At 62.9% G+C, this 23,413-nt stretch carries 22 protein-coding genes; 16 read left to right on the top strand and 6 right to left on the bottom strand.

The window, feature by feature from the left end:
- Positions 1–34: 34 nt before the first annotated feature.
- The 3 genes from FEZ59_RS01820 to holA are packed head-to-tail and all read left to right on the top strand — an operon-like array spanning position 35 to position 4,286.
- On the top strand, positions 35–955 hold the full coding sequence (locus FEZ59_RS01820; RefSeq protein WP_172932152.1) for a ComEA family DNA-binding protein: 921 nt from the start codon (positions 35–37) through the stop codon (positions 953–955).
- On the top strand, positions 952–3,312 hold the full coding sequence (locus FEZ59_RS01815; protein WP_172932151.1) for a ComEC/Rec2 family competence protein: 2,361 nt from the start codon (positions 952–954) through the stop codon (positions 3,310–3,312). Before FEZ59_RS01820 ends, FEZ59_RS01815 begins: the two co-directional genes overlap by 4 nt.
- The gene (gene holA, locus FEZ59_RS01810; RefSeq protein ID WP_003944476.1) at positions 3,309–4,286 is read left to right on the top strand and encodes a DNA polymerase III subunit delta; all 978 of its coding nucleotides are present in this window, start codon (positions 3,309–3,311) and stop codon (positions 4,284–4,286) included. Before FEZ59_RS01815 ends, holA begins: the two co-directional genes overlap by 4 nt.
- A gap of 666 nt (positions 4,287–4,952) precedes the next feature.
- On the opposite strand, the gene rpsT is transcribed toward holA, so the two are convergent.
- A complete protein-coding gene (gene rpsT, locus FEZ59_RS01805) occupies positions 4,953–5,213 on the bottom strand; it encodes a 30S ribosomal protein S20 (protein ID WP_003944567.1) in 261 nt (86 codons plus the stop codon).
- A 197-nt stretch (positions 5,214–5,410) separates the two neighbouring features.
- Between rpsT and FEZ59_RS01800 the strand changes: the two genes are divergently transcribed.
- The 4 genes from FEZ59_RS01800 to FEZ59_RS01785 are packed head-to-tail and all read left to right on the top strand — an operon-like array spanning position 5,411 to position 9,730.
- The gene (locus FEZ59_RS01800; RefSeq protein ID WP_134999562.1) at positions 5,411–7,030 is read left to right on the top strand and encodes a circularly permuted type 2 ATP-grasp protein; all 1,620 of its coding nucleotides are present in this window, start codon (positions 5,411–5,413) and stop codon (positions 7,028–7,030) included.
- Positions 7,031–7,086: 56 nt separating this feature from the next.
- On the top strand, positions 7,087–8,058 hold the full coding sequence (locus FEZ59_RS01795) for an alpha-E domain-containing protein (RefSeq protein ID WP_019749046.1): 972 nt from the start codon (positions 7,087–7,089) through the stop codon (positions 8,056–8,058).
- Between the two features lie 8 nt (positions 8,059–8,066).
- Positions 8,067–8,897, top strand: a complete 831-nt coding sequence (locus FEZ59_RS01790; protein WP_007731033.1) for a transglutaminase family protein — start codon at positions 8,067–8,069, stop codon at positions 8,895–8,897.
- A gap of 59 nt (positions 8,898–8,956) precedes the next feature.
- Complete coding sequence (locus FEZ59_RS01785; protein WP_019749045.1) at positions 8,957–9,730, top strand: aquaporin; 774 nt, start codon at positions 8,957–8,959, stop codon at positions 9,728–9,730.
- A gap of 30 nt (positions 9,731–9,760) precedes the next feature.
- Here the strand turns inward: FEZ59_RS01785 and FEZ59_RS01780 are convergent, their stop codons facing one another.
- Positions 9,761–10,294, bottom strand: coding sequence for a type II toxin-antitoxin system PemK/MazF family toxin (locus tag FEZ59_RS01780; RefSeq protein ID WP_020969977.1), 534 nt, complete (start codon positions 10,292–10,294; stop codon positions 9,761–9,763).
- A 72-nt stretch (positions 10,295–10,366) separates the two neighbouring features.
- Here FEZ59_RS01780 and lepA point away from each other — a divergent pair, with 72 nt between their 5' ends.
- The 3 genes from lepA to FEZ59_RS01765 all read left to right on the top strand — a co-directional run bounded on the left by lepA (position 10,367) and on the right by FEZ59_RS01765 (position 14,256).
- Positions 10,367–12,259, top strand: a complete 1,893-nt coding sequence (gene lepA, locus FEZ59_RS01775; protein WP_047888431.1) for a translation elongation factor 4 — start codon at positions 10,367–10,369, stop codon at positions 12,257–12,259.
- Positions 12,260–12,265: 6 nt separating this feature from the next.
- Positions 12,266–13,195, top strand: coding sequence for a nitronate monooxygenase (locus tag FEZ59_RS01770; protein WP_134999561.1), 930 nt, complete (start codon positions 12,266–12,268; stop codon positions 13,193–13,195).
- An 80-nt stretch (positions 13,196–13,275) separates the two neighbouring features.
- A complete protein-coding gene (locus FEZ59_RS01765) occupies positions 13,276–14,256 on the top strand; it encodes an ABC transporter substrate-binding protein (protein ID WP_202022385.1) in 981 nt (326 codons plus the stop codon).
- A gap of 57 nt (positions 14,257–14,313) precedes the next feature.
- On the opposite strand, the gene FEZ59_RS01760 is transcribed toward FEZ59_RS01765, so the two are convergent.
- On the bottom strand, positions 14,314–16,272 hold the full coding sequence (locus tag FEZ59_RS01760; RefSeq protein ID WP_003944557.1) for a glycoside hydrolase family 15 protein: 1,959 nt from the start codon (positions 16,270–16,272) through the stop codon (positions 14,314–14,316).
- An 82-nt stretch (positions 16,273–16,354) separates the two neighbouring features.
- On the opposite strand from FEZ59_RS01760, the gene FEZ59_RS01755 reads away from it, so the two are divergent.
- The 6 genes from FEZ59_RS01755 to FEZ59_RS01735 all read left to right on the top strand — a co-directional run bounded on the left by FEZ59_RS01755 (position 16,355) and on the right by FEZ59_RS01735 (position 20,707).
- Positions 16,355–16,561 carry a hypothetical protein gene (locus tag FEZ59_RS01755; protein ID WP_003944489.1) on the top strand — a complete coding sequence of 69 codons (207 nt, stop codon included), beginning with the start codon at positions 16,355–16,357 and terminating at the stop codon, positions 16,559–16,561.
- 123 nt (positions 16,562–16,684) lie between these two features.
- Positions 16,685–16,774 carry an Ms4533A family Cys-rich leader peptide gene (locus tag FEZ59_RS30360; protein ID WP_309599318.1) on the top strand — a complete coding sequence of 30 codons (90 nt, stop codon included), beginning with the start codon at positions 16,685–16,687 and terminating at the stop codon, positions 16,772–16,774.
- Between the two features lie 196 nt (positions 16,775–16,970).
- Positions 16,971–18,002 (top strand): sulfate ABC transporter substrate-binding protein, encoded by a 1,032-nt coding sequence (locus FEZ59_RS01750; protein WP_003944569.1) that lies wholly within the window; start codon positions 16,971–16,973, stop codon positions 18,000–18,002.
- A gap of 7 nt (positions 18,003–18,009) precedes the next feature.
- Positions 18,010–18,858, top strand: coding sequence for a sulfate ABC transporter permease subunit CysT (cysT, locus tag FEZ59_RS01745; RefSeq protein WP_003944556.1), 849 nt, complete (start codon positions 18,010–18,012; stop codon positions 18,856–18,858).
- The gene (gene cysW / locus FEZ59_RS01740; RefSeq protein ID WP_003944503.1) at positions 18,855–19,661 is read left to right on the top strand and encodes a sulfate ABC transporter permease subunit CysW; all 807 of its coding nucleotides are present in this window, start codon (positions 18,855–18,857) and stop codon (positions 19,659–19,661) included. The genes cysT and cysW overlap by 4 nt, the downstream gene beginning before the upstream one ends.
- A complete protein-coding gene (locus FEZ59_RS01735; RefSeq protein ID WP_020908203.1) occupies positions 19,658–20,707 on the top strand; it encodes a sulfate ABC transporter ATP-binding protein in 1,050 nt (349 codons plus the stop codon). Before cysW ends, FEZ59_RS01735 begins: the two co-directional genes overlap by 4 nt.
- 125 nt (positions 20,708–20,832) lie before the next feature.
- Here FEZ59_RS01735 and FEZ59_RS01730 read toward each other — a convergent pair whose 3' ends face one another.
- From FEZ59_RS01730 to FEZ59_RS01720, 3 genes are all read right to left on the bottom strand, one after another.
- Entirely contained in the window at positions 20,833–21,729 is an 897-nt protein-coding gene (locus FEZ59_RS01730) for a universal stress protein (RefSeq protein WP_019749037.1), read from the bottom strand.
- A 55-nt stretch (positions 21,730–21,784) separates the two neighbouring features.
- The gene (locus tag FEZ59_RS01725; protein WP_020908202.1) at positions 21,785–22,561 is read right to left on the bottom strand and encodes a DUF998 domain-containing protein; all 777 of its coding nucleotides are present in this window, start codon (positions 22,559–22,561) and stop codon (positions 21,785–21,787) included.
- Positions 22,562–22,655: 94 nt separating this feature from the next.
- Positions 22,656–23,411 carry a sirohydrochlorin chelatase gene (locus tag FEZ59_RS01720; protein WP_021333399.1) on the bottom strand — a complete coding sequence of 252 codons (756 nt, stop codon included), beginning with the start codon at positions 23,409–23,411 and terminating at the stop codon, positions 22,656–22,658.
- Positions 23,412–23,413: the final 2 nt, after the last annotated feature.

Here is a 23,413-nt window from a genome sequence, read left to right as displayed (position 1 = left end):
CTTCGGCGGCATGGTCTCTCGTTAGCGTCCAGTCATGAGGATCAGCGAGGAGCGCGAGCGGGCGCGTGATCGCCTCGCGGCGATGGACGGGAACTACCGGCAGCGACAGGCCGTCGACGACTTCGAGGATTCAGCGTCTTTCGAGAGGTCCCCGCAGCCATTCGAGAGGTCCCCCGAGTGGCTTCAGGACTTCGACGAAGACGAATACGAGGCTCAACCCGACTCGTCACGGTTCGATCGGCTGCCCGAGCGCTGGCGCGGTACACGTTGGCGCCCGAGCCGATCGGCGACCTGGGTGTTGGCGATCGTTGCAGTTCTGGCCACGGCAATCGGCTTGTTCACGGTGTGGTGGGATTCTCCGAGTTTGCAGGCGGTCCCACCGTTGCCCTCGCCCCAGAATGTCACGGAGCAGAATGTCACGGCGCAGAATGTCACTGCCGACGATGGTGAATCAGCCAGTCCCGTACCGACCGGCGTCGTAGCGGAGCAGCCGCCTGAGGCTTTGGTGGTCAGTGTCGTCGGACTCGTGCGCACGCCTGGGCTCGTCAACCTACATTCGGGCTCGCGCATCGCCGACGCGCTCGCTGCGGCAGGTGGAGTGCTCGAGGGCGCAGAGACGGTGGGCCTGAATCTGGCACAGAAGCTTGCCGATGGTGATCAGATCGTGGTGGGGGCCGCCGATCAGTCCGGTGGTGTTTCAGCGAGTTCGAGTACCACTGCGGGAGGGACCGGCCCCGCCGCCGCGGGGGAATCCGGCGGGGCTGGTCTGGTGAACCTCAACACCGCTACCGAGGCCGAACTGGATGACCTTCCCGGGGTAGGGCCGGTAACGGCTGCGGCGATCATCTCCTGGCGAACTTCCAACGGAAAATTCACGGACATAGAACAATTGGGGGAAGTCGACGGGATCGGCCCGGCAAGGGTGGCCAAACTGCGAGTGCTGGTATCGGTGTGAACGAACCGGAAGTCTCGCCGGTCCTCGACGCTCGACTGCTACCGTCGGCCGTCGCAGTGTGGGGGAGCAGTGCGGTGGGGATCCTGTTCGGCGCGGTCGCCGCGTGGGTACTGGCGGTGGCATGCGCTATTCCAGCGGCAATCCTCACTTACGCGGTTGTGCGCCGGACATCAGCGGTGTGGGTACGAATCATGTTGGTTGCATTGCTGTTCGGTGCCGGATGCAGTGTCGTCAGCGGGTGGCGGGCGTCCGAGGTCGAGGGGCACCCACTGACCCGGGCTGCCTTCGAAGGAGCGTGGGTGAGTGTCGAAGTGGAACCCGCGGAGGATCCGCACGCAGTCTCTGGCGCGGCGGGTCAAGGTCAGATTTTCTTCAGGGCAACCGTCAATTCGGTGACTACCCAGAATCACAGGTACTCCGGAGGCGGCCTGGTCACCATCCGGGCACCCAGTTCGTCGTGGCTCGAAGTTGTTCCAGGGCAGAGCCTCACGGTTCGCGGCCGGGCGAGTCAGCCATGGCGTAGCGATTCCACACTCGCGGTGATCACGTCCGAAGGGCCTCCCGTCGCGGTGGGAGAAGTGCCCTGGTATCAGCGATGGGCGAGTGTAGTGCGTACTCGTTTCGCCGCTGCGTGCTCGGCTGCGCTCCCGCCGGATCAGGCAGGTCTGCTGCCTGGCCTCGTCGTCGGAGACACATCGGCGTTGTCGCCGGTGGTGAAGGACAACTTCACCGTTGCCGGGCTTTCCCATCTGACCGCGGTGTCCGGCGCCAATATCAGCATTCTGCTCGGGGCGGTTCTGCTGCTGGTCAGAGCCGCGGCGCTCAGTCCGCGCGTCGGTGCTGCTTTGGCGCTGGTAGCCCTCGTTGCGTTTGTTGTCGTCGCGAGGCCGTCGCCGAGTGTTCTGCGCGCCTCGGTGATGGGCCTGATCGGCCTGCTCAGTCTGGTGACCGGTCGACGCAAACAGGCACTGCCTGCTCTTGCCGCAGCCGTCATCGTTCTGGTTGTCGTGATGCCCGAACTTGCCGTCGACTGGGGGTTTGCGCTGTCGACCACGGCCACGGGCGCGTTGGTAATCATTGCTCCGGTGTGGGTGGAGGTGCTTCGTCGACGAGGTTGGCCCCGTTGGTTTTCGGAGATGACAGCCGTCTCGAGTGCTGCGTTTGTCGTGTCTGCGCCACTGGTGGGCGCCATGGCGGGAACCTTCAGTGTGGTTACGATTGCCGCGAACATGGCCGTGGCGCCTGTGATCGGAATCATCACGGTGTTCGGTGCGGTGATTGCCTTGTGTGCGCTGATCTGTCCACCGATCGCGGTGTTCATCACGCCGCTGGTCCGGCCGCCGATGGGGTGGCTGCTGTACGTGTCCGAGCGGGCGGCGGCGCTTCCCGGAGCGTCGGTGGTGGTGCCGTCAGGGCTCATCGGTGCTCTGATCGTCGTGGGCGTCTTACTGGCCGCGGCCCTGACGCTGTGGAATCGGATCTCGAGATGGGTCGTCGGCGTCCTCGTTCTGGGAGTTGTTCTAGCCCTCGTCTTTCAGCACGTGTTCGGCGGTGGTCGTATTGCTCCGGGGTGGGTACTGGTGATGTGCGACGTCGGTCAAGGGGACGGTCTTGTGCTCTCGACTGGAGACGGCAGGGTGATCGTCATCGATGTCGGTCCTGATCCCACGTCGATGGATCGTTGCCTGAACATGTTGGACGTCAACGACATCGCGTTGCTGATGATCAGTCATTTTCACGCCGATCACATCGGTGGATTGGAAGCAGTCCTGAGTGGGCGTTCGGTCGCTGCGGTCGGAGTCGGGTCGATGTTGTTGCCGGAGTCAGGTTTTCGGGCGGTGAAGGATGCGGCCGAATCGCACGGCGTTCCGGTTGTCTCGTTGCGTGCAGGTATGGAGTTGACGTTGGGATCGGTGAACATGGAGGTTCTCGGACCGTTGCTTCCGGCTCCCCGCGATACGGGGGACGGCGCGGACGCCGCCAACGATCAGTCGCTGGTGGTGATGGCACACACGGACGCGGGTCGAATTCTGTTGACGGGCGACGCCGAAGTTGCGGGGGAGAAGGCCATCCTCCGATCGGGTACGGACGTGAAGGCCGATGTGTTGAAGCTGCCCCATCACGGTTCTCGGACCACATCGTCGGCTTTTCTGGAAGCGGTGCGTCCGAGGTTGACGATGATCAGCGTCGGCGACGGCAACAGTTTCGGGCACCCGAATGAGGAGGTTCTCGACGAACTGGTTTCGTTGGGCGGGGCGGTGGTTCGGACCGACGCCGACGGCACCGTCGCTGTGTACGGTGGGGGCGGCGGGTCTGTGTCGATCGTGTCGGTTCCTCGTGGGACCATCTTCGGGTGAGTAATCCGTCTGGAGTCGATCCGCTGCATCTTGTTCTCGGGGACGACGAGTTCCTGATCGACCGCACGGTATCGCAGCTCATCAGAGCCGTCCGCGGTGACCGCGGCCAGGGTATTTCGGATCTCCCGGTGACCAAGATGCGTGCCGGAGACACCAATGCTCCCGAGTTGGCTGAGCTGCTCAGCCCCTCTCTTTTTGCCGAAGACCGTGTGATCGTCCTGGAATCGGCCGCAGAAGCAGGCAAAGATGCCGTAGCTCTTGTTCTCGAGGCGGCGCGTGAGCCGGCAGAAGGCGTCGTTCTGATCGTCGTGCACTCGGGCGGCGGTCGCGCGAAGGCGTTGGCGCCGGCCCTCGAGAAGCTCGGCGCGACGGTTCACAACTGCGGAAAACTGAACAAGAGTCAGCTTGTCGACTTCGTCCGGGGTGAGTTTCGGACCGCAGACGTGAGGGTTGCTCCCGATGCGATCGCCGCGATGATCGAAAGCGTCGGCTCCAACCTTCGCGAACTTGCGTCGGCCTGCTCGCAATTGGCGGCAGATACCGGCGGCAAGATCGACGTGGATGCAGTCCACAAGTACTACTCGGGCAAGGCCGAGGTTTCCGGATTCGATGTGGCCGACAAAGTTATCGTCGGCGATACCCGGGGTGCGCTCGAGGCTCTGCGATGGGCTGACCAGATCGGAACGGCGCACGTACTGCTCGCTGACGCCCTCGCCGATGCAGTCCACACCATCGCGAAGGTCGGCCCGTTTGCACGGGGCGGTGACCCGTTCCGGTTGGCGTCGGATCTCGGGATGCCGCCGTGGAAGGTCAAGAAGGCGATCAAGGAAGTCGGCGGTTGGGATCCCACGTCGATCGGCGCTGCGATGCAGATCGTCGCCGCTCTCAATGCCGACGTGAAGGGCGCCGCAGTCGACTCGTCCTTCGCTCTGGAGATGGCAGTGCGGAAAGTGTGCGCGTTGCGGAAGAACTGAGGACAACATGGCCGATCGCGCGGCCGGCCAGAAGTAGTCCGACGACAGTGGCGGCCGTGGCCTCGGCCACCCGGTAGTCGAGGCGTTTCACGCAGGCTTGCTCCAACTGGGTGTGCGGAATGGCCTGAGGCCGTGTCGTTGGTTCACCAGTCCTGATGTCGGTCACTCGTAGGGAGTCGTTCGGCGCCGGATTCATCACACTGCCGCAGACAATTGTTTCTTGGCCGATGCTGTCTACCGGCACCTTCACGGTGGTGAGAAGCGCTCGTCCAGTGGCGAGAAACGCCAGAATCGCAACGAGTGAACACATCACGCCGAAGAAGATCCAGAATTCGCTCCGTTGCCTGCGCCTCCACCATCCGTAGCTTGCTGCGACTCCGACGACTGCAACCGTCAATGATTCCCACCAACGAGGGATCCCCAGGGCTGCCAATACGCCGAAAGCGACGACCGCCCAGAAGACAGTCGTGAACAACCAGCTACGAGGGCGTTTCCCGTTGACCGCCATCATCAGATGGTCGCAGCCCGATCCACATATTCCGTGCAAGACATGGATGGCGGGTTTTTGCTCTGATCCGATTGAGTACGCAAAATAGCCGCCTGGTCTTTCGACCTGGCGGCTATCGAGACGAACCAGTATGACGGCGAACCGTCACAGTGGAAACGTCAGAGCTTGTTGGCAGCCTGCGAGAGTGCAGACTTCTTGTTGGCAGCCTGGTTGGCGTGAATGACGCCCTTGCTGGCTGCCTTGTCGAGCTTGCGGCTGGTGGAGACGAGGAGCTCGTTGGCCTTGTCCTTGTCACCGGCTGCCGCAGCCTCGCGGAATGAACGGATCGCGGTACGCAGCGAGGACTTCACCGACTGGTTACGGAGTCGGGCCGCCTCGTTGGTACGGATTCGCTTCACCTGGGACTTGATGTTGGCCACGCGTAAAATCCTTGTCGTCTTTAGCTGGTTACGGTCGAGAAAGCTGTGGGCGCACTGATGCACCGACTGGCAAGATTACCAGCCGAGGGCCCAAGAACCCAAACCGTCGCACGTTGCGTCTGTCGAGAAGGGTACACCGAGCGCCCGATTTCTCGCCGCGCTGCCGAATAGCCCCACTTGTAGCAGCATGTTGCCCTATGACGCCGCCGCCTTCGAAAAGTTCGAGTAAAACAGGTTCGACCACCACCCGAGCGCGTCCAGCCGCAGTGTTCGACGGATATTCAGACATCGGTCGCTACGAGTTGGCTTTCGACGAGATGTTCGAGCCCGACGGCTCGGTGCGTGCCCCGTACAAGGGTGTGTACAAAGCGCTGGCGCCGACGAGCAGCGCCGACCTTGCCGCGCGTGCCGACGCACTCGGACGCGCATTCATCGACCAGGGCGTGACGTTCTCGCTGTCCGGGCAGGAGCGACCGTTTCCGTTGGATCTGGTGCCGCGCGTCATCGCCGCGCAGGAGTGGTCGCGGCTGGAAAAGGGCATCAAGCAGCGGGTGAAGGCGCTCGAGCTGTTCCTTGCGGACATTTACGGCGAGCAACGAATCCTGCGCGATCACGTATTGCCGCGCCGCCTGGTGACCTCGTGCGAGCACTTCCACCGTGAAGCAGCCGGCATCGTGCCGCCCAACGGTGTGCGAATCCATGTCGCGGGTATCGACCTGGTCCGAGACGAGGCGGGAGAGTTCCGAGTTCTCGAGGACAATCTGCGATCTCCGTCCGGTGTCTCCTATGTGATGGAAAACCGTCGCACCATGACTCGGGTGTTCCCGGATCTGTTCATGTCCCACAAGGTGCGGGCGGTCGGTGATTACGCAACACACCTACTGAGGGCGCTGCGTGCGGGTGCTGCACTCAACGAAGCGGACCCGACAGTGGTTGTTCTCACACCGGGTATCGCCAATTCCGCCTATTTCGAGCATTCATTGCTCGCTCGTCAGATGGGTGTGGAACTCGTCGAAGGTCGCGACCTGTTCTGCCGCGACAACATGGTGTATATGCGCACGACGGAAGGCGAGCGTCAGGTCGACGTCATCTATCGCCGCATCGACGACGAGTATCTCGACCCGATGCACTTCCGTCCGGATTCGATTCTCGGCGTCGCAGGCCTACTGAATGCTGCGCGAGCAGGCAACGTGGTGATCTCGAGTGCCGTCGGCAACGGAGTCGGTGACGACAAACTCGTCTATACCTATGTTCCGCAGATCATCGACTACTACCTCGGTGAGAAGCCGCTCTTGCAGAACGTCGACACGTTCCGCTGTTGGTTGGACGAGGAGTGCGAGCAAGTCCTCGACCGCGTCGCCGAACTCGTCATCAAGCCGGTGGAAGGGTCCGGCGGCTACGGAATCGTCTTCGGACCGGACGCGAGTCCCAAGGAACTGGCCGCGATCACCCGCAAGATCAAGGCAGACCCGCGCGGGTGGATCGCGCAGCCTCTCGTGCAGCTGTCCACGGTGCCGACCAAGATCGACGACGTTCTCTCGCCGCGCCACGTGGACTTGCGACCCTTTGCCGTCAACGACGGTGAGGACGTGTGGGTGTTGCCCGGCGGCCTGACCAGGGTGGCACTTCCGGAAGGTTCGCTGGTGGTCAACTCGAGCCAGGGCGGCGGAAGCAAGGACACATGGGTGCTCGCCAGCCGCAGCTCGGACGAGGACCCAGAGCTGTCCGGTGAGGAACTGGTGTCCGAGCCCCCGGAATCCGCGGAGCCGGTGCAGGGACCCGAACTGAGCACCTCTCAGCAGCAGCAACAACAGTGAACACCTCAGAAGTGCCCAGCTACCAAGAACTATCAGCGAACGGAGCGTGGTGACCGATGCTTGCTCGCAACGCAGAGTCCCTCTACTGGATCGGCCGCTACGTCGAGCGCGCCGACGACACCGCTCGGATCCTCGACGTCGCCGTCCACCAACTGCTCGACGACGCAACCGTCGACCCGGACCGCACGTCGCGTCTGCTCCTGCGTGTCCTCGGCATCGAAGCGCCGGAGGAGAAGCTCGACGTACGCTCGCTCACCGACCTGGTTGCGTTCAGCCGCAATCAGGTTGGATCGATCGTGGACTCGCTGGCAAGTGCCCGTGAGAATGCTCGCGGAGCACGTGAGGTCACGTCGAGTGAGATGTGGGAGTGCCTGAACACCACGTACAACGGACTGGCGGAGCGTGAACGCGCGTCACGCAGGCTGGGGCCACACGAGTTCTTCCGTTATGTGGAGGAACGCGCAGCGATGTTCGCGGGGCTGGCGGATTCCACGCTCAGCCGCGACGACGGTTACCGGTTCCTTCTGCTGGGCAGGTCGATCGAACGTGTCGACATGATTGTGCGGATGCTCCTGGCGCGCGCCGGTGACCGCCCGTCGTCGCCGGCGTGGGTCAGTGTTCTTCGCTCGGCAGGCGCACATGACACGTATCTGCGTACGTATCGCGGAGCGCTCGACGCCAACCGCGTCGTCGAGTTCATCTTGTTGGACAGACTCTTTCCGCGCTCGGTGTTCCACTCGATCAGGCAGGCCGAGAAGTGCCTGCAGGAACTCGACCCGCAGCCGGGCAGTCGCGTCGGAATCCGGGCGGAGGCGCCGCGGCTTCTCGGCCGCGCACGCAGCGAACTGGAGTTTCTGCCGCAGGGCGTGTTGCTCGAAGATCTGCAAGGACGGTTGCTCGGTTGGCAGGAGACCTGTCGCGAACTGGGTGAGGCGATTGCATTGCAGTACTTCCACGCTGCGCCGTGGGTCGCGTGGACGGATGCCGGCGCCGCGTATGCGGAGTCGACGGTGGAGGGAGAGCTGTGAGCTGGCGAATGAGGGTCGTGCACACCACGGGATATGCGTACGACGCCCCGGTGACGTCGTCGTACAACGAAGCGCGATTGACACCCCGCGGCGACACCAGGCAGACGGTGATCCTCACGCGCGTCGAAACCCAGCCGGCAACGCGTTCCTATCGGTACACCGATTACTGGGGCACCGCGGTGACCGCCTTCGACTTGCACGCCCCGCATACGGAGCTGGAAGTGACCGGACTGTCGGTGGTGGAGACGGAACCGTTTGTTCAACCCGAGGAAACCGTCGACTGGGATGAATTGTCGGGAAACGCGATTAAAGATCGATTCAACGAACAACTGAGTTTCACGAGATATGTTCCGCGTGATCGTAAGCTGGCGACAATTGCCAAGGAATTGCGCAAAGATAAATCACCTGAAGATGCAGTAGTGGCTGCGTCGCAATGGGTTTACGGTGAAATGTCATATGTTCCGGGTACGACCGGAGTGCATACGTCGGCGGTCGAGGCCTGGTCGGCCAGGAAAGGCGTCTGCCAGGATTATGCGCATCTGACCTTGGTGTTGCTTCGAACGATGGGCATTCCCTGTCGGTACGTTTCCGGCTATCTCCACCCCAAACGTGATGCGGCAGTCGGGGACACGGTGGTCGGGGAATCGCACGCGTGGATCGAAGCGTGGACCGGCGCGTGGTGGGGATATGACCCGACCAATGCGATAGCTGTGAATGAACAGCATGTCTCGGTCGGAATAGGAAGGGACTATTCGGATGTGCCGCCTTTGAAGGGAATCTTTTCCGGTGGACGCTCCACAGATCTCGAAGTTGTTGTGGAGATCACCAGGCTTGCGTAAAGTCCGGCAAATCTAGGCGCGTGAGCATTACTACCGTTCGATGAGAAGAAGGTGGGAATATGTCTCCAACTGCACAGGAATTGACTGAGATCGAACCGATCTCGGATGTGAAGAAGTATGCGGCCGAAGCGGTGGGGACATTTGTGCTCGTGTTCTCCGCGGTCGGAACTGCCGTCTTCGCAGGTGCGAAAGTCGGCAATCTCGGAGTTGCCTTCGCATTCGGCTTGACCCTGCTGTTCCTCGTATATGCGATCGGACCGATTTCCGGTTGCCACGTCAACCCAGCCGTGACTCTCGGCCAATTCGTGATCGGGCGCATCTCGGCCGTCAATGCGGCGATTTACGTTGTCGCGCAAGTGATCGGCGGCTTGGTCGCCGGCGTCGTGATCTACACGGTGGCCAACAGTCTCCCGGCGTACAACCGGGCCGCAGACGGCCTCGGCGCAAACGGTTGGGGCGCACACAGTCCGTCGGCCGAGAAGAATCTTCTCGGACAGGTGGTTTCCGACGGTTACGGCATCGGTGCCGCGATGATCATCGAGATTCTCCTGACCGCTCTGCTCGTGTTCGTGGTTCTCGCGTCGACCGACCAGATCTCCGACGTGCCGCTCGCCGGGGTGTCCATCGGCTTCACCCTGGCCGTCATTCACCTGATCTCGATCCCGATCGACAACACCTCCGTCAACCCCGCTCGAAGCCTCGCTGTCGCGCCGTTCCAGGACGGTGCACTCGGTCAGGTGTGGTTGTTCATCGTGTTCCCGCTGATCGGCGGTGCACTCGGTGCACTCATCTATCGAGCACTCTTCGGACGGTTCAACCGTCTGGACAGCTGATCGATACTGTTTCCATCGTTCGGGTCGGCTTCAGCTCCAGCTGAAGTCGGCCCGAAGTTTTGCCGCGACCGCGTCGAACTTCTTGTGATCCATGACGGCGCCCTCGCGCCGAATCCCGCTCTCGGGAACGTCGAGCACCCGGTCGAGCCGGACCCAGCTGGGCCTTCCCTCGCCGTCCCACGGGCCCGAACCGATTGCGAGCCAATCACGCTCGCCTTCGCGTTTGCTCTGCGAGGACAGCATCAAACCGAGCAGCGTGTTGCCGTCACGGCCGACAACCAGCACCGGGCGGTCTTTGCCCTGGGTCGGATCCTCCTCGTAGGCAACCCAGGTCCAGACGATCTCGCCCGGATCGGCCTTGCCGTCGAGGTCGGGGGAGTACTCGACCTTGCGGGCGCGATGTGCGGTCGGAGACGTCCGCGCGGCGATCGGCCGGCCGGACGGACCCGGCTTCGAGGCAGACGACTGAGACGTGGACGACTGCAACTGGCGCAGCAACGCAGGGCCCTTCTCCACCGCGAGGGCGCCGAGGGTTCTGCCGATCTGCTTCCACATGCTTGCCATAGCGTTCGAGCATAATCACCCACCCGTGGGAACCCCTGGTACGGCGGCGCCGAGACTTGGATATCCTGAGGGTTGACAGTGGCCCGGATCCGGGCCGGTGCCGGTCCGACTAAGGGGTCTCCCATCAGCAGCTTCGCCGACAAGACGTTCACGGATCCTGCGCAGATCCGGAACTTCTGCATCATCGCGCACATCGACCACGGTAAGTCGACGCTGGCAGATCGCATGCTTCAGCTCACCGGCGTGGTCGAAGAGCGGGCGATGCGTGCGCAGTACCTGGACCGCATGGACATCGAGCGTGAACGCGGCATCACCATCAAGGCCCAGAACGTTCGTCTGCCCTGGATCGTCGACGGCGAAGAGTTCGTCCTCCACCTCATCGACACACCCGGCCACGTCGACTTCACGTACGAGGTCTCCCGCGCGCTCGAAGCATGTGAGGGCGCAATTCTGCTGGTCGACGCAGCTCAGGGCATCGAAGCTCAGACGCTGGCCAATCTGTACCTGGCGATGGAGAAAGATCTCAAGATCATTCCCGTCCTCAACAAGATCGACCTCCCGGCCGCGGATCCCGACCGCTATGCCGAAGAGATTGCGCACATCACCGGCTGCGAGCCAGGCGATGTCCTGCGCGTCTCGGGCAAGACCGGCATGGGCGTCAAGGAACTGCTCGACGAGGTGATCAAGCAGGTACCTGCACCCGTCGGCGATGCAGACGGCCCCGCCCGCGCGATGATCTTCGACTCCGTTTACGACGCGTACCGCGGCGTGGTCACCTACGTGCGTGTGGTCGACGGTCGGATCCGTCCCCGCGAGAAGATCACGATGATGTCCACGGGCACCACACACGAACTGCTCGAGGTCGGCATCATCTCGCCCGAGCCGAAGGCCAGTATCGGTCTGGGCGTCGGCGAGGTGGGCTACCTCATCACGGGTGTGAAGGACGTCCGCCAGTCGCGCGTCGGTGACACCGTCACCACAACCCGCAACGGCGCGACCGAACCGCTGGTCGGCTATCGCGATCCGAAGCCGATGGTCTATTCCGGTCTCTACCCGATGGACGGCTCGGACTACCCGGTGCTGCGCGACGCTCTCGACAAGCTCCGTCTCAACGACGCCGCCCTGGCGTACGAACCGGAGACGTCGGTTGCCCTCGGATTCGGCTTCCGCTGCGGCTTCCTCGGCCTGCTGCACATGGAGATCACCCGCGACCGTCTCGAACGTGAGTTCGGCCTCGAACTGATTTCCACTGCGCCCAACGTCGTCTACCGCGTCGTGATGGAGGACGGGGCCGAGGTCATCGTCACCAACCCGTCGTACTGGCCGGAAGGCAAGGTTCGCGAGGTCTACGAGCCGGTCGCCAAGTGCACCGTCATCGCCCCGAGCGAGTACGTCGGCGCCATCATGGAGTTGTGCCAGTCCCGACGCGGTGAGCTCGGCGGCATGGACTACCTCTCCGAGACTCGCGTCGAACTGCGCTACGAACTGCCCATGGGCGAGATCATGTTCGACTTCTTCGACGCCCTCAAGTCCCGCACCAAGGGATACGCCAGCCTCGATTACGAGGAGGCCGGCGAGCAGCAGGCCGACCTGGTGAAGGTCGACATCCTTCTGCAGGGTGAGGCCGTCGACGCGTTCTCGTCAATCGTGCACCGCTCCAACGCCGGGGCTTACGGCGGACGCATGACGTCGAAGCTTCGTGAGCTGATTCCTCGCCAGCAGTTCGAGGTTCCGATTCAGGCCGCGATCGGCGCGAAGATCATCTCGCGCGAGAACATTCGCGCAATCCGCAAGGACGTTCTTGCCAAGTGCTACGGCGGCGACATCAGCCGTAAGCGCAAGCTGCTCGAGAAGCAGAAGGAAGGCAAGAAGCGCATGAAGACCATCGGTCGCGTCGAGGTGCCGCAGGAAGCATTCGTGGCGGCCCTGACGTCGGAATCGGTCGGCGAGAAGCCCAAGAAGTAGGAGCGCATGGTCACCACCTGGTTGTCCCGAGAGTTCGGAGTCGAAATCCCGGTTCTCGGGGCGCCCATGGGTGGTCGCGCGGGCGGCGCGCTCGCCGGAGCTGTATCGGCGGCCGGTGGGTTGGGTCTGCTTGGCGCGGCCCGGTACAACACACCGGAGTGGATCGAGGCCGAAGCCGAAGTGGCCCGCTCGATCGGCGGAAAATTCGGCGTCGGCCTGATGACGTGGTCGCTGCCCGAGAACGAGTTGATGCTCGACGCTGCGATTGCCGTCGAGCCGACCATGATCACCTTGTCGTTCGGTGATCCCGCCGCGTATGTCGGACGAATCCACGATGCGGGCATTCCCGTTGTGTCACAGATCAATACGCTCGAGGACCTTCGTATTGTCGAGGCCGCAGGTGTCGACGCTGTGATCGCGCAAGGCGGTGAGGCAGGCGGCCATACGGGCCGAATCGGAACCTTGCCGCTGCTGCAGGAGATCCTCGAAGCGACGTCACTTCCGGTGCTGGCAGCCGGCGGAATCGGAACCGGACGCGGTTTGGCCGCCGTCCTGGCAGCCGGTGGCGAAGGCGTGATGATCGGAACGGCGCTGCTCGCCAGCCCGGAGACGGTCGGGCCGGACTATGCCCGCGACCGCGTCGTCGAAGCCGGAAGTGCGGACACGATTTACACCTCGGTATTCGACCGAGCGCGCAGTCAACCGTGGCCGCAGCGGTGGGGTGGCCGCGCGGTGGCCAACGAGTTCACTGCCGCGTGGCACGGAGTCGACGCCGACGAGAAAACGCTGGCACAGGCGTACGACCCGTCGGATCCGCACAGCGGAGTCGTCTATGCCGGAGAAGCTGTCGGACTCGTGCACGGAACCCATCCGGCCGGCGATGTGGTTCGACGCATCGGCGCGGATGCGGAGCGTCTGCTCTCTCGTTTCGCCTGAAAGCAAGGTCGGACACAGCCGGGTCCCATATGAGAAGGTAAGCCTCTACTAACTAGTGGAGGAGTATTTTCGTGCGTGCGATGAAGTTCTCGGCGGTGGCTCTCTTGGGAGCACTGGTCGTAGGTATCAGTGGATGTTCGTCCTCGGACGCCGACGAGATCGCGGACGGTCGGGTCACCACGATCGACCACAAGTTCGGCGCCACCACGATCAACGGGACGCCGACGCGTATCGTCGCGGCCGACACCCAGTGGCTCGACGCTCTGCTCGAACTCGGAATCCAGCCGGTGGGGTACCTGGCTGCCGGCCCGATGGGCGACGAGCGTGGCCTGTTCCCGTGGGAGAGCGGCGTGGACGCGTCGGCGAAGGAACTTGATCGCTCGGCGATCCAGCAGTTCGGTGTCCCGCTCAAAGCTGAAGAAATTGCAGCATTGGATCCCGATCTGATTCTCGGCGGGTTCTCCGTCGCCGATCAAGACGATTTCGACCAGTTGAGCAAGATCGCTCCGACAATTGCCGGTCTGTCCGACGTCCAGGTCGATCCGTGGCAGGACCAGGTCGAGATTCTCGGTCGAGTTCTCGACAAGGAGTCGCGCGCCGACGAGATCGTCGAGGCGACAAGCGGGCAGATCGATGCGCTCGCGCAGCGGCTGCCAGGCCTGAAGGGCAAGACGGCGCTTCTGTCGCAGTACGTCTTCCCGACGTCGCAGTTGGTGATCGTCGCCGATCCCAAGGACGGCGCATCGGGATTGTTCACTAGCCTGGGAATGTCGTTGCCGCCCAAGCTCGTCGAAGAGGCGGGCGTTACCGGTGGCCGGCTGATGCTCAGCCCTGAACGGGTCGACGCTCTGAGCGCCGACGTCGTGGTGTTACTGCCGAACGGCGGAACGCTGGAAGACATGATGAAGCTGCCGGGGTTCGCCGACCTACCCGCAGTCAAGAGTGGCGGTCTGGCGATCGTCGACTATCCGACAGTTGCCGGGTTGAACACTCCGTCGTCGCTGTCGCTGAAGTACTCGCTCGAATCGATCACGCCGCAGCTCGAAGCGGTGGCCGGCTAGCATTGCTGTGCGCCTTTATTAACCGCGGGCGGTTAATAAAGGCGCACAGCAGGGGGTCTAGGTCGCGTTGTGCGCGGGCTGGAAAGCTCCGGCTTCGGCAGCTTCCTCGGCGCGGATCACGTGGACCACCGCGTTGATCAGCGCCAGGTGTGTGAACGCCTGCGGGAAGTTGCCCAGATGGCGACCGGTGTGGGCGTCGATCTCTTCGGCGTACAGCTTGAGCGGGCTCGCGAACCCGAGCAGACGCTCGCAGAGATGCTTTGCCCGATCCAGTTCGCCGATCTCGACGAGGGCGGAGACGAGCCAGAAGGAACAGATGGTGAACGTGCCCTCCTCTCCGCTCAATCCGTCGTCGGTGGTGTCGACGCGATAGCGCAGGACCAACCCCTCCTCGGTGAGCTCGTCGGCGATCGCCAGTACCGTTGCCCGGATGCGCGGATCGTCGGCCGGCAGGAAGCGCAGCAGCGGTGCCAACAAGAGCGACGCGTCGAGTGAATCGTGGCCGTACCGCTGCGTCAGAACTCCACGCGAGTCGACTCCGTGCGCGAGGATGTCGGCCTTGATCTCGTCCGCGATGGCCGTCCATTGCTGCGCAAAGCTCTTCTCGCCCTGCATCTCCGCCAGCTTGGCGCCGCGATCGAGTGCGACCCAGCACATGATCTTCGACGACGTGAAGTGCTGTGGTTCACCGCGCACCTCCCAGATCCCACGGTCGGGTTGGCGCCAGTGCTTGATCGCTTCTTCGACCTGCTTCTTGAGTAGCGGCCACAGCGCTTCGGGGACACGCTCGCGGGTGCGGATGTGGAGATACACCGAGTCGAGCATGGTGCCCCAGATGTCGTGCTGCTGTTGATCGAATGCGCCGTTGCCGATGCGCACCGGACGGGCACCGTCGTATCCGGAGAGATGGTTGAGTTCGGATTCCTCGAGTGTGCGCTCGCCGCCGATGCCGTACATCACCTGCAAGGGATGCGGCTGACCGTTGTCCGAACTCGACACGTCGTAGATGAAGTTGAAGAAGTCGTTGGCCTCACGGTCCAACCCGAGCGTGTAGAGGCCCCACAGTGCAAAAGTAGAGTCGCGAACCCATGCGTAGCGGTAGTCCCAGTTACGTTCTCCGCCTGGTGTTTCCGGTAGCGATGTTGTCGAAGCCGCGAGCAAGGCTCCGGTCGGTGCGTAGGTGAGCCCCTTGAGTGTGAGCGCACTGCGCTGCAGGTATCCGCGCCACGGGTGATCGGGGAACTTGCCGATCGTCACCCACTCGCGCCACGACTTGGACGTCTGCCACATCTTGTCGGCGGCCTCGTCGAACGTCTGCGGCGCGGGAAGATCCGACCACGAGAGCGCGACGTACACGTTGTCGCCTTCGACCAGTCGCGTCCGGGCCCGTGCCTCACGACCTTCCAGGCCCAGTCGTAGGTCGGTGGTCAAGCGCAGAGTTGGGTGGTCTCCGGGCTTGGCGGAGCGACACGTTGCCGTTGCTTCCTCGTAGACCTTTCCGGTGTACTCCCAATTCGCCGTGCCGCGGTGATAGTCGAACGCGGGCTCGCAGCTCATCTCGAGTTCAACGGTGCCGCTGACGCATTTGACCGTACGGAGAAGGGTGTGTTCGGCATCCCAGTCTGTGGGTGTGCGCTTGTGGGTGTTCGATCGCTTGTCGACGTTGTGCCAAGGACCGAGGACCAAGGCGTCGCGTACGACGAGCCAGCCGGTCTCGGTCTGCCAGGTGGTCTCGAGAATGAGTCCACCCGGCAGATAGCGTCGGGCGGCCGGGACGTTCTGGCCGTACGGGCCGATGCGGAAATGGCCTGCGCTGCGGTCGAGGATGGCACCGAACACGCTGGGGGAGTCCGGGCGGGGAACGCACATCCACTCGACAGATCCGTTACGGGCAATCAGGCACGAGGTTTCGCAATCGGAAAGAAACGCGTAGTCGTCGATAGGGGGAAAGTTGCTTCGATGGTGACCCGTGGAGGCGGGAGGAATCGTCTGCACCACTTCGTCGTCAGCACTCATTCGGCCATCATCCGGCCAGAATCGACACACGTCCAATCCACACGCTGTCGGGACCGTATCGTCCGAAGGATAGGGTGTTGGCGTGGATCGGATAGCGGATTGGTGGGACAGCTTCGAGCTGTGGATGGCGGGGCTCCCGTTCATCCCGCAGGTCGCGTTGGTCCTGATCGTCGTCGTTCCGCTGTGCCGCCTGGTGGCCATCGGTCTAGATCGCGCGTTGGCCGCCGTTCTCGCTCTGCCGCTCTTCGGCTGGTTGCGTAGGAATTCTCGAGAAGTAGAGGAAAGCTGATGCCCCGCTCACGGGTCACTCTCGCCCTGATAGCCCTGATTCTCCTCGTGATCGTCGCGTGGCTTCTCACCCGTTAGTTCTCCCGATTAGAGCGGGCGCCGGTGCTCTGCTAAAGTCCACCGCGTGTCCGAAGCAACAGCTCCCGTAATCCGCCACCAGTTGGCGTTGATTGCTGTCGGCATGCTCGACGTCGCTGACGTCGCCTGTTGTTGATTTCCTGAGTTCGACCTCTCCGGTGGTGCTGCGCACCCCACTCGAACTTCTCTGCGCGTAACTCGCGCCCCCGATTCAGGGCTCATTGCCCGTCGGCTCTCCATGTCTGAACATCCCGATGGAATCAGCCCCAGAGGTCTCGGACTTGTCGTTTGACCAACCCTCGTTTGTCAGTCCTTTCAGGAAGGTATCTGCAATGAAACGCCGTTCCCGCACACTTCTCACTGCTATCGCGACCATGGGGGCCGTGGTACTCACAGCGTGCAGTGGTGGCTCGAGCGACACCGTGGGTGGTGACAGCGCCGCCAGCGACGGTAGCGCCGGCACGATCAACCTGTTCGCCTACGCCGTGCCGAAGCCCGGCTTCGACAAGCTCACCGCAGCCTTCCAGGCGACAGACGAGGGCAAGAACGTCAACTTCAATCCTTCGTACGGCGCCTCGGGCGACCAGTCGCGCAAGGTGAAGGACGGCGCCGAGGCAGACTTCGTCAACTTCTCCGTCGAGCCCGACATCACCCGCCTGGTCGATGCCGGTCTGGTAGATCAGAACTGGAACCAGGACGCCTACAACGGAATTCCGTTCGGATCGGTAGTCACCATCGTGACGCGTCCGGGGAACCCGAAGGGCATCAAGGACTGGGACGACCTGCTTCAGCCCGGCCTCGAGGTCGTCACGCCGAACCCGTTCAGCTCCGGCTCGGCCAAGTGGAACCTCTTGGCGCCGTACGCCGCCAAGAGCGACGGTGGCAAGAACCCGCAGGCGGGTCTCGACTACGTCACCGCCTTGGTCAACGATCACGTCAAGATCCAGCCCAAGTCGGGACGCGAGGCTTCGGAAGCCTTCCTGCAGGGCAGCGGTGACGTTCTGATCAGCTACGAGAACGAGGCACTGTTCATCGAAGGCAACGGCGACCCGGTCGAGCACGTCACCCCGCCCACGACCTTCAAGATCGAGAACCCGGTTGCCGTGATCTCGAACAGCAAGGTCCTCGACAAGGCGACCGCGTTCAAGGACTACCTGTACACGACCGAGGGTCAGACGCTCTGGGCCGAAGCAGGATTCCGTCCCGTTGATCCCGCCGTCGCTGCCAAGTTCACCGACAAGTTCCCCGAGCCGACCAAGCTGTGGACCATCGCAGACCTCGGCGGCTGGAAGGCCGTGGACAGCGCTCTGTTCACCAAGGACACCGGTTCGATCGCAGTGATCTACGACAACGCGACCAAGTAAGACTGACGTGACTGACACTATTGACCCCACCCCCGTGGCTCGTCGGCGAAAACTCGCGCGGGTCACGGGGAGTGTGGGGCCGCTCGGAATCGGAGTGGCCACCCTGTGGCTCTCCGTGATCGTTCTGCTTCCGCTCGCCGCGTTGACCGCCACCGCGTTCGACGAGGGGATCTCCGGATTCTGGGACGCCATCACCGCACCCGTCGCCTTGGCGTCGTTGCGCGTGACGTTGTTGGTCTCGGTGATCGTGGCATTGATCAACGTCGTGATGGGCACGATCATCGCGTGGGTGCTGGTCCGGGACGACTTCCCGGGCAAGCGCATCGTCAACTCGATGATCGATCTGCCGTTCGCGCTACCCACCATCGTGGCGTCGATCGTGCTGCTGTCTCTCTACGGCCCGCAGTCACCGATCGACATCCACCTCAATGCAACCCAGCCCGGACTGATCGTGGCATTGGCCTTCGTGACCTTGCCGTTCGTGGTTCGCTCGGTGCAGCCGGTGCTGATGGAGGTCGACCGCGAAGTCGAGGAAGCCGCTGCATCGTTGGGGGCTTCCAACTGGACGATCTTTCGTTCCGTCGTTCTTCCGACGCTGGCGCCTGCCGTCATCTCCGGCGCGGGGCTCGCATTCGCCCGAGCGATCGGTGAATACGGCTCGGTCGTTCTGATCGGCGGCAATATCCCACGCGTGACACAGATGACGTCGCAGTACATTCAGCAGCAGATCGAGATCGATCGTCCGACCAACGCCGCTGCCGTCTCGGTAGCGTTGCTGGCCATCGCATTCGTGACGCTGTTCGTCCTGCGAATCTTCGCCTCGCGGGGACAGCGACGTGAGGAGAGTTCCCGATGAACGTGTCCAGAGGATCGAAGATCGGTCTGCGGACCATCGCTCTCGTCTACCTGTTCGTGTTGTTGGTCGTGCCGATCGGTGTGATCCTGACGCGAACGTTCGAGAACGGAATCGGCCCGTTCCTCGAATCGATCACGACACCGGCAGCGATCTCCGCGCTGAATCTTTCGCTGATCATCGTGGCGATCGTGGTCCCGATCAACGTCGTGTTCGGTGTTGTCACGGCTCTGGCACTCGTGCGTGGGCGTTTCCCGGGGCGGGGCGTACTGCAGTCGGTGGTCGACCTGCCCTTCGCAGTCTCGCCCGTCGTCGTCGGCGTGTCGTTGATTCTTCTGTGGGGTGCCAACGGTTGGTTCGGCGGCATCGAATCGTTGGGGTTCAAGGTCATCTTCGGGTTGCCAGGCATGGTGATCGCGACGATTTTCGTGACGCTGCCCTTCGTCGTCCGGGAAGTCGAACCCGTACTTCACGAGATCGGCGACGAGCAGGAACAAGCGGCCGCGACGCTCGGTGCCTCGGGTTGGCAGACGTTCTGGCGGATCACCTTGCCCGCGATCCGTTGGGGCTTGACGTACGGAATCGTGTTGACGGTGGCGCGTTCGCTCGGTGAATTCGGCGCAGTCATCATGGTCTCTTCCGGTTTCCCTGGGGTATCCCAGACACTGACATTGCTGGTGCATTCGCGATACATCGACGACCACAACACTTTTGGTGCGTATTCGGCGGCAACGCTGCTGATGGGCATCGCCATCATTGTCCTGTTGCTGATGACGCTGCTGGACCGTAAGAGGAGCACCACATGATCACAGTGACCGGGGCCCGCAAGAACTACGGTGACTTCGCGGCGCTCGACGACGTGACGGTCAACATTCCCTCGGGTTCGTTGACGGCATTGCTCGGGCCAAGTGGCTCGGGAAAGTCGACGTTGCTGCGTTCGATCGCAGGGCTCGAAGAGCTCGATTCGGGAACCATCACCATCGCAGGCAAGGACGTCACCGGCGTCTCGCCGCAGAAGCGTGACATCGGTTTCGTGTTCCAGCACTACGCAGCGTTCAAGCACATGACGGTGCGAGACAACGTGGCGTTCGGGCTCAAGATCCGCAAGCGCCCGAAGCCGGAGATCGAGAAGAAGGTCAACGAACTTCTCGAGATCGTCGGCCTCGACGGCTTTCAGCATCGGTACCCCGCGCAGCTGTCCGGCGGTCAACGTCAGCGCATGGCGTTGGCGCGCGCTCTGGCGGTGGATCCGCAGGTGCTCCTGCTCGACGAGCCCTTCGGCGCCCTCGACGCGAAGGTCCGTGCCGACCTGCGCACGTGGTTGCGCCGCCTGCATGACGAGGTGCACGTCACCACCGTCCTGGTCACACACGACCAGGAAGAGGCTCTCGACGTCGCCGACCGCATCGCGGTGCTGAACAAGGGGCGGATCGAGCAGATCGGTGAACCTGCCGACCTGTACGACCGCCCGTCCAACGACTTCGTGATGTCCTTCCTCGGATCCGTCGCGAAGCTCAACGGGCAGTTGGTCCGTCCGCATGACATCCGTCTCGGCCGCGATCCGAGCATGGCTCTCGCTCAGGAGTCCGGAACGGCCGAGTCCCTCGGCGTCACACGCGCAACCGTCGAGCGCGTCGTGTATCTCGGCTTCGAGGTTCGAGTCGACCTGCGCAACGAGGCAACCGGTGAGTTGTTCTCGGCTCAGGTCACCCGCGGTGACAGTGCAGCTCTGCACCTCGAGGCGGGGGAGACGGTCTACGCCCGGGCTACCCGGGTGCCGGATCTGCCGGAGACTCCGGTGGTGACGCCGGAGCAGGAGCCGGTGACGGTGAGCGTCGTCGGCCAGGTATGACCCGCTAGCCCTGTTTGACCTGTTTCACCCCCACTCCTGTTTGAGCGAACGGCACTTTCGGCCTCCTGATAGCGCCGAAAGTGCCGTTCGCTCAGAGGTGGGGGTCGGGCAACAGCGAGACGAGTTCAGCCCTCTCGGCAGACGAGGACCGGGCATTGGGCGTGGTGGATGAGGCTCTGACTGGTCGATCCGACTATCGACGCCATGAACGGGCTGCGGCCGTGGCTACCGACGACTACGAGTTGCGCTTCCGCCGAGTGCTCGAGCAGTGCCTTCATCGGTCCGCTGCGCTGGACACTCCGGGTGACTTCGACATCGGGGTACTTCTCCGTCCAGCCGGCGAGGCACTCGGACAGCAGAGCGTGCTCATGCTGTTCGTACGGTCCCCAGTCGACGAAGCGCCTGGCTTCGGAGTACCCGCCGAGCGAGGCGTGCTCGTTCCAGGTGTGAACCGCAACCAAGGGCGCGCCGAGGAACGCGGCAAACTCGAAAGCATGCGCGACGGCGAGTTCGCTGAGCTTGCTTCCGTCGACGCCGACGACGATGGGCCTGGTGTCGGCTACCGCGTGCTCGCCGGTACCGCGGAACACCGCCACGGGACAGTGCGCCCGGTTGACCACCCGAATGGTGTCGGAACCGAGAAACACCGATTGCATTTCGCTGGTACCGGCCTGACCGAGTGCAACGATGCGAGCGGATTTCGAAAGTTCGACGAGTGTGGTTGCGGGAGTGCCGGTCACGAGGCCGCGTTCGACGGTGACGTCGGTGTGATCGTCGCGAATGGCGTCCTCGGCCTCGTCGAGTAACTTTGCACCCTCGACGCGAAGGTGATGGTCGAACATCTCTTCGTCAGTGACGTTGGTACCGCCACCTGACTCGGGTTGTCCCGGCAGAACGTGGGTCAGTCGCAATGGTTCGTCGAATCTCTTTGCAGCCGATGCTGCCCACCTCGCGGCGTTGACCGCGCTTGCCGAGCCGTCGATGCCGGCCACGATTCCGTGTCGAACAGATGCACTGGTCATGGAAGTCTCCTCGCGTCGCCTCCCTACCAGTGTGTCCCTGGTCACCCCGGGTTCGCTACAAACTCGTCAGCTCCCGCGGTGCGAGAACGTCGGTAGGCACTGCTGCGCGAGTTCGACGCGGGCGCAACGACAACAGAGCGGTGATGAATCCGTTACCGGGCAGTGTCAATTCCACGTTCTTCAACACGGTTCGGCGCATCAACGCGAGCAGGGCTGCGACGCCGGTGACTGCCATCCACATCGGCAGCGGGTACAGCGTCAAGCGTTCACCCAAGCCGAAAGTGAGGGTTCGTCCGAGAAGCAGTACGGCGCCGACGATTCCGGTGGCCGCGCACAGTCCCGACCATACTGCGATCCATTTGCTGTGCTTCCAGAATTGAATTGCCATGAGTACGAGAACGGCATGACGGGCGACGAAGCCGGGAAGTACTGCGGTCCAGTGAACGAAGGTCCCGTCGTTGGCCGGGAAGAGGCCGGTAGCCGCGGTGCTCAGTGCAACGACGACGGCAAGGCCGAGAATCCACTTTTTCGCACGACCGTCCGGAATGTACTTGTGCAGCAAGGCTGCACCGAGGATGGTGAGCGCACCGAGGATCATGAAAGCCGCGTTCATGACGTCGTGCATCGGCGAACACGAATCCACGCTGCATGTCGTCACGCCCAGCGAACTGATGGAGTCGCGCGCGAAGCTGTACGGCGTCTTCCAGGCTCCGGCCGTGAAGATCTCGACAAGCAGGTAGAGCACCGACAGGACCCAGGCGGTGCCGGCTGTGCCGAGGCGAAGATTGTGAGTGATGGTGTTCCCTCTCGCGGCGCTCTGAGGGGATTGCACCCAAAGATCTGTTTCGCAGGCGAAGGATGAACCTTCGCTGGCTGGACAGATCCAACACTACGGTAACAATCTGATAACGGCCTGTGAAACCGGATCAGGCGGAGCGGACCAGACGGTCGGGTAGTGCATCAGCGACTTGTCGGTAACGGTCGATCATCGTTTCGATCAGTAGAGAGTGCCCACCGATCGTTTCGGCGAAACGCGCGCGCGGACATACCGTTGCTGCTGCAGCGCTGAGTCGGTCGGTCAGTAGGCCGGGAGCCAAGAACCAGGGTGCGACGACAACGCGTTCAGCGCCGTTCTGCTCGAGAGCGGAGATCGCCTGGGCAACTGTTGGTTCCGCGGATGTCGCGAAACAGATTCGAACGCCCGACCAGTTGGTTCCGCTCAGGAGAGTGGACGCCAGTTCTGCGGTCGCGGCGTTGGCACGCGCGTCGGACGAGCCGACTGCCGCAAGAGCGACACCGACCGACGGATCGTCCGGCCGGGCGCCCGCTTCGAGGATTCGCTCGCGCACTGCCTCGATAAGCCGAGCATCGAGACCTAGTACGTCTGCTTGGAACACGGTCAGTTGGGGGTGGCGTGTCGCGGCAGCGGCCAAGAGCCCGGGCAGATCTACGCGAGCGTGGAAGGCGTTGCCCAGCAGCATCGGAACAACAACGGCGTGAGTGTGGCCGTCGTGTGCAACTCCGTCCAGGACCTGATCGATGGACGGTGCATTGAGATCGAGAAACGCCAGCCGGACATCGAGGTCTGGCCGGGCCTCACGAAGAGCCGCCACGGCAGCCGCGATCACCCGAGCAGAACGGGGATCACGGCTGCCGTGCGCAACAGCAATGAGCGGAACCATCG

The organism is Rhodococcus sp. MS13, from assembly GCF_013277835.1.
Taxonomy (GTDB): domain Bacteria; phylum Actinomycetota; class Actinomycetes; order Mycobacteriales; family Mycobacteriaceae; genus Rhodococcus_F; species Rhodococcus_F erythropolis.
The sequence above is the reverse complement of the archived record's forward strand: the minus strand, read 5'-3'. Positions and strand labels throughout refer to the sequence as shown.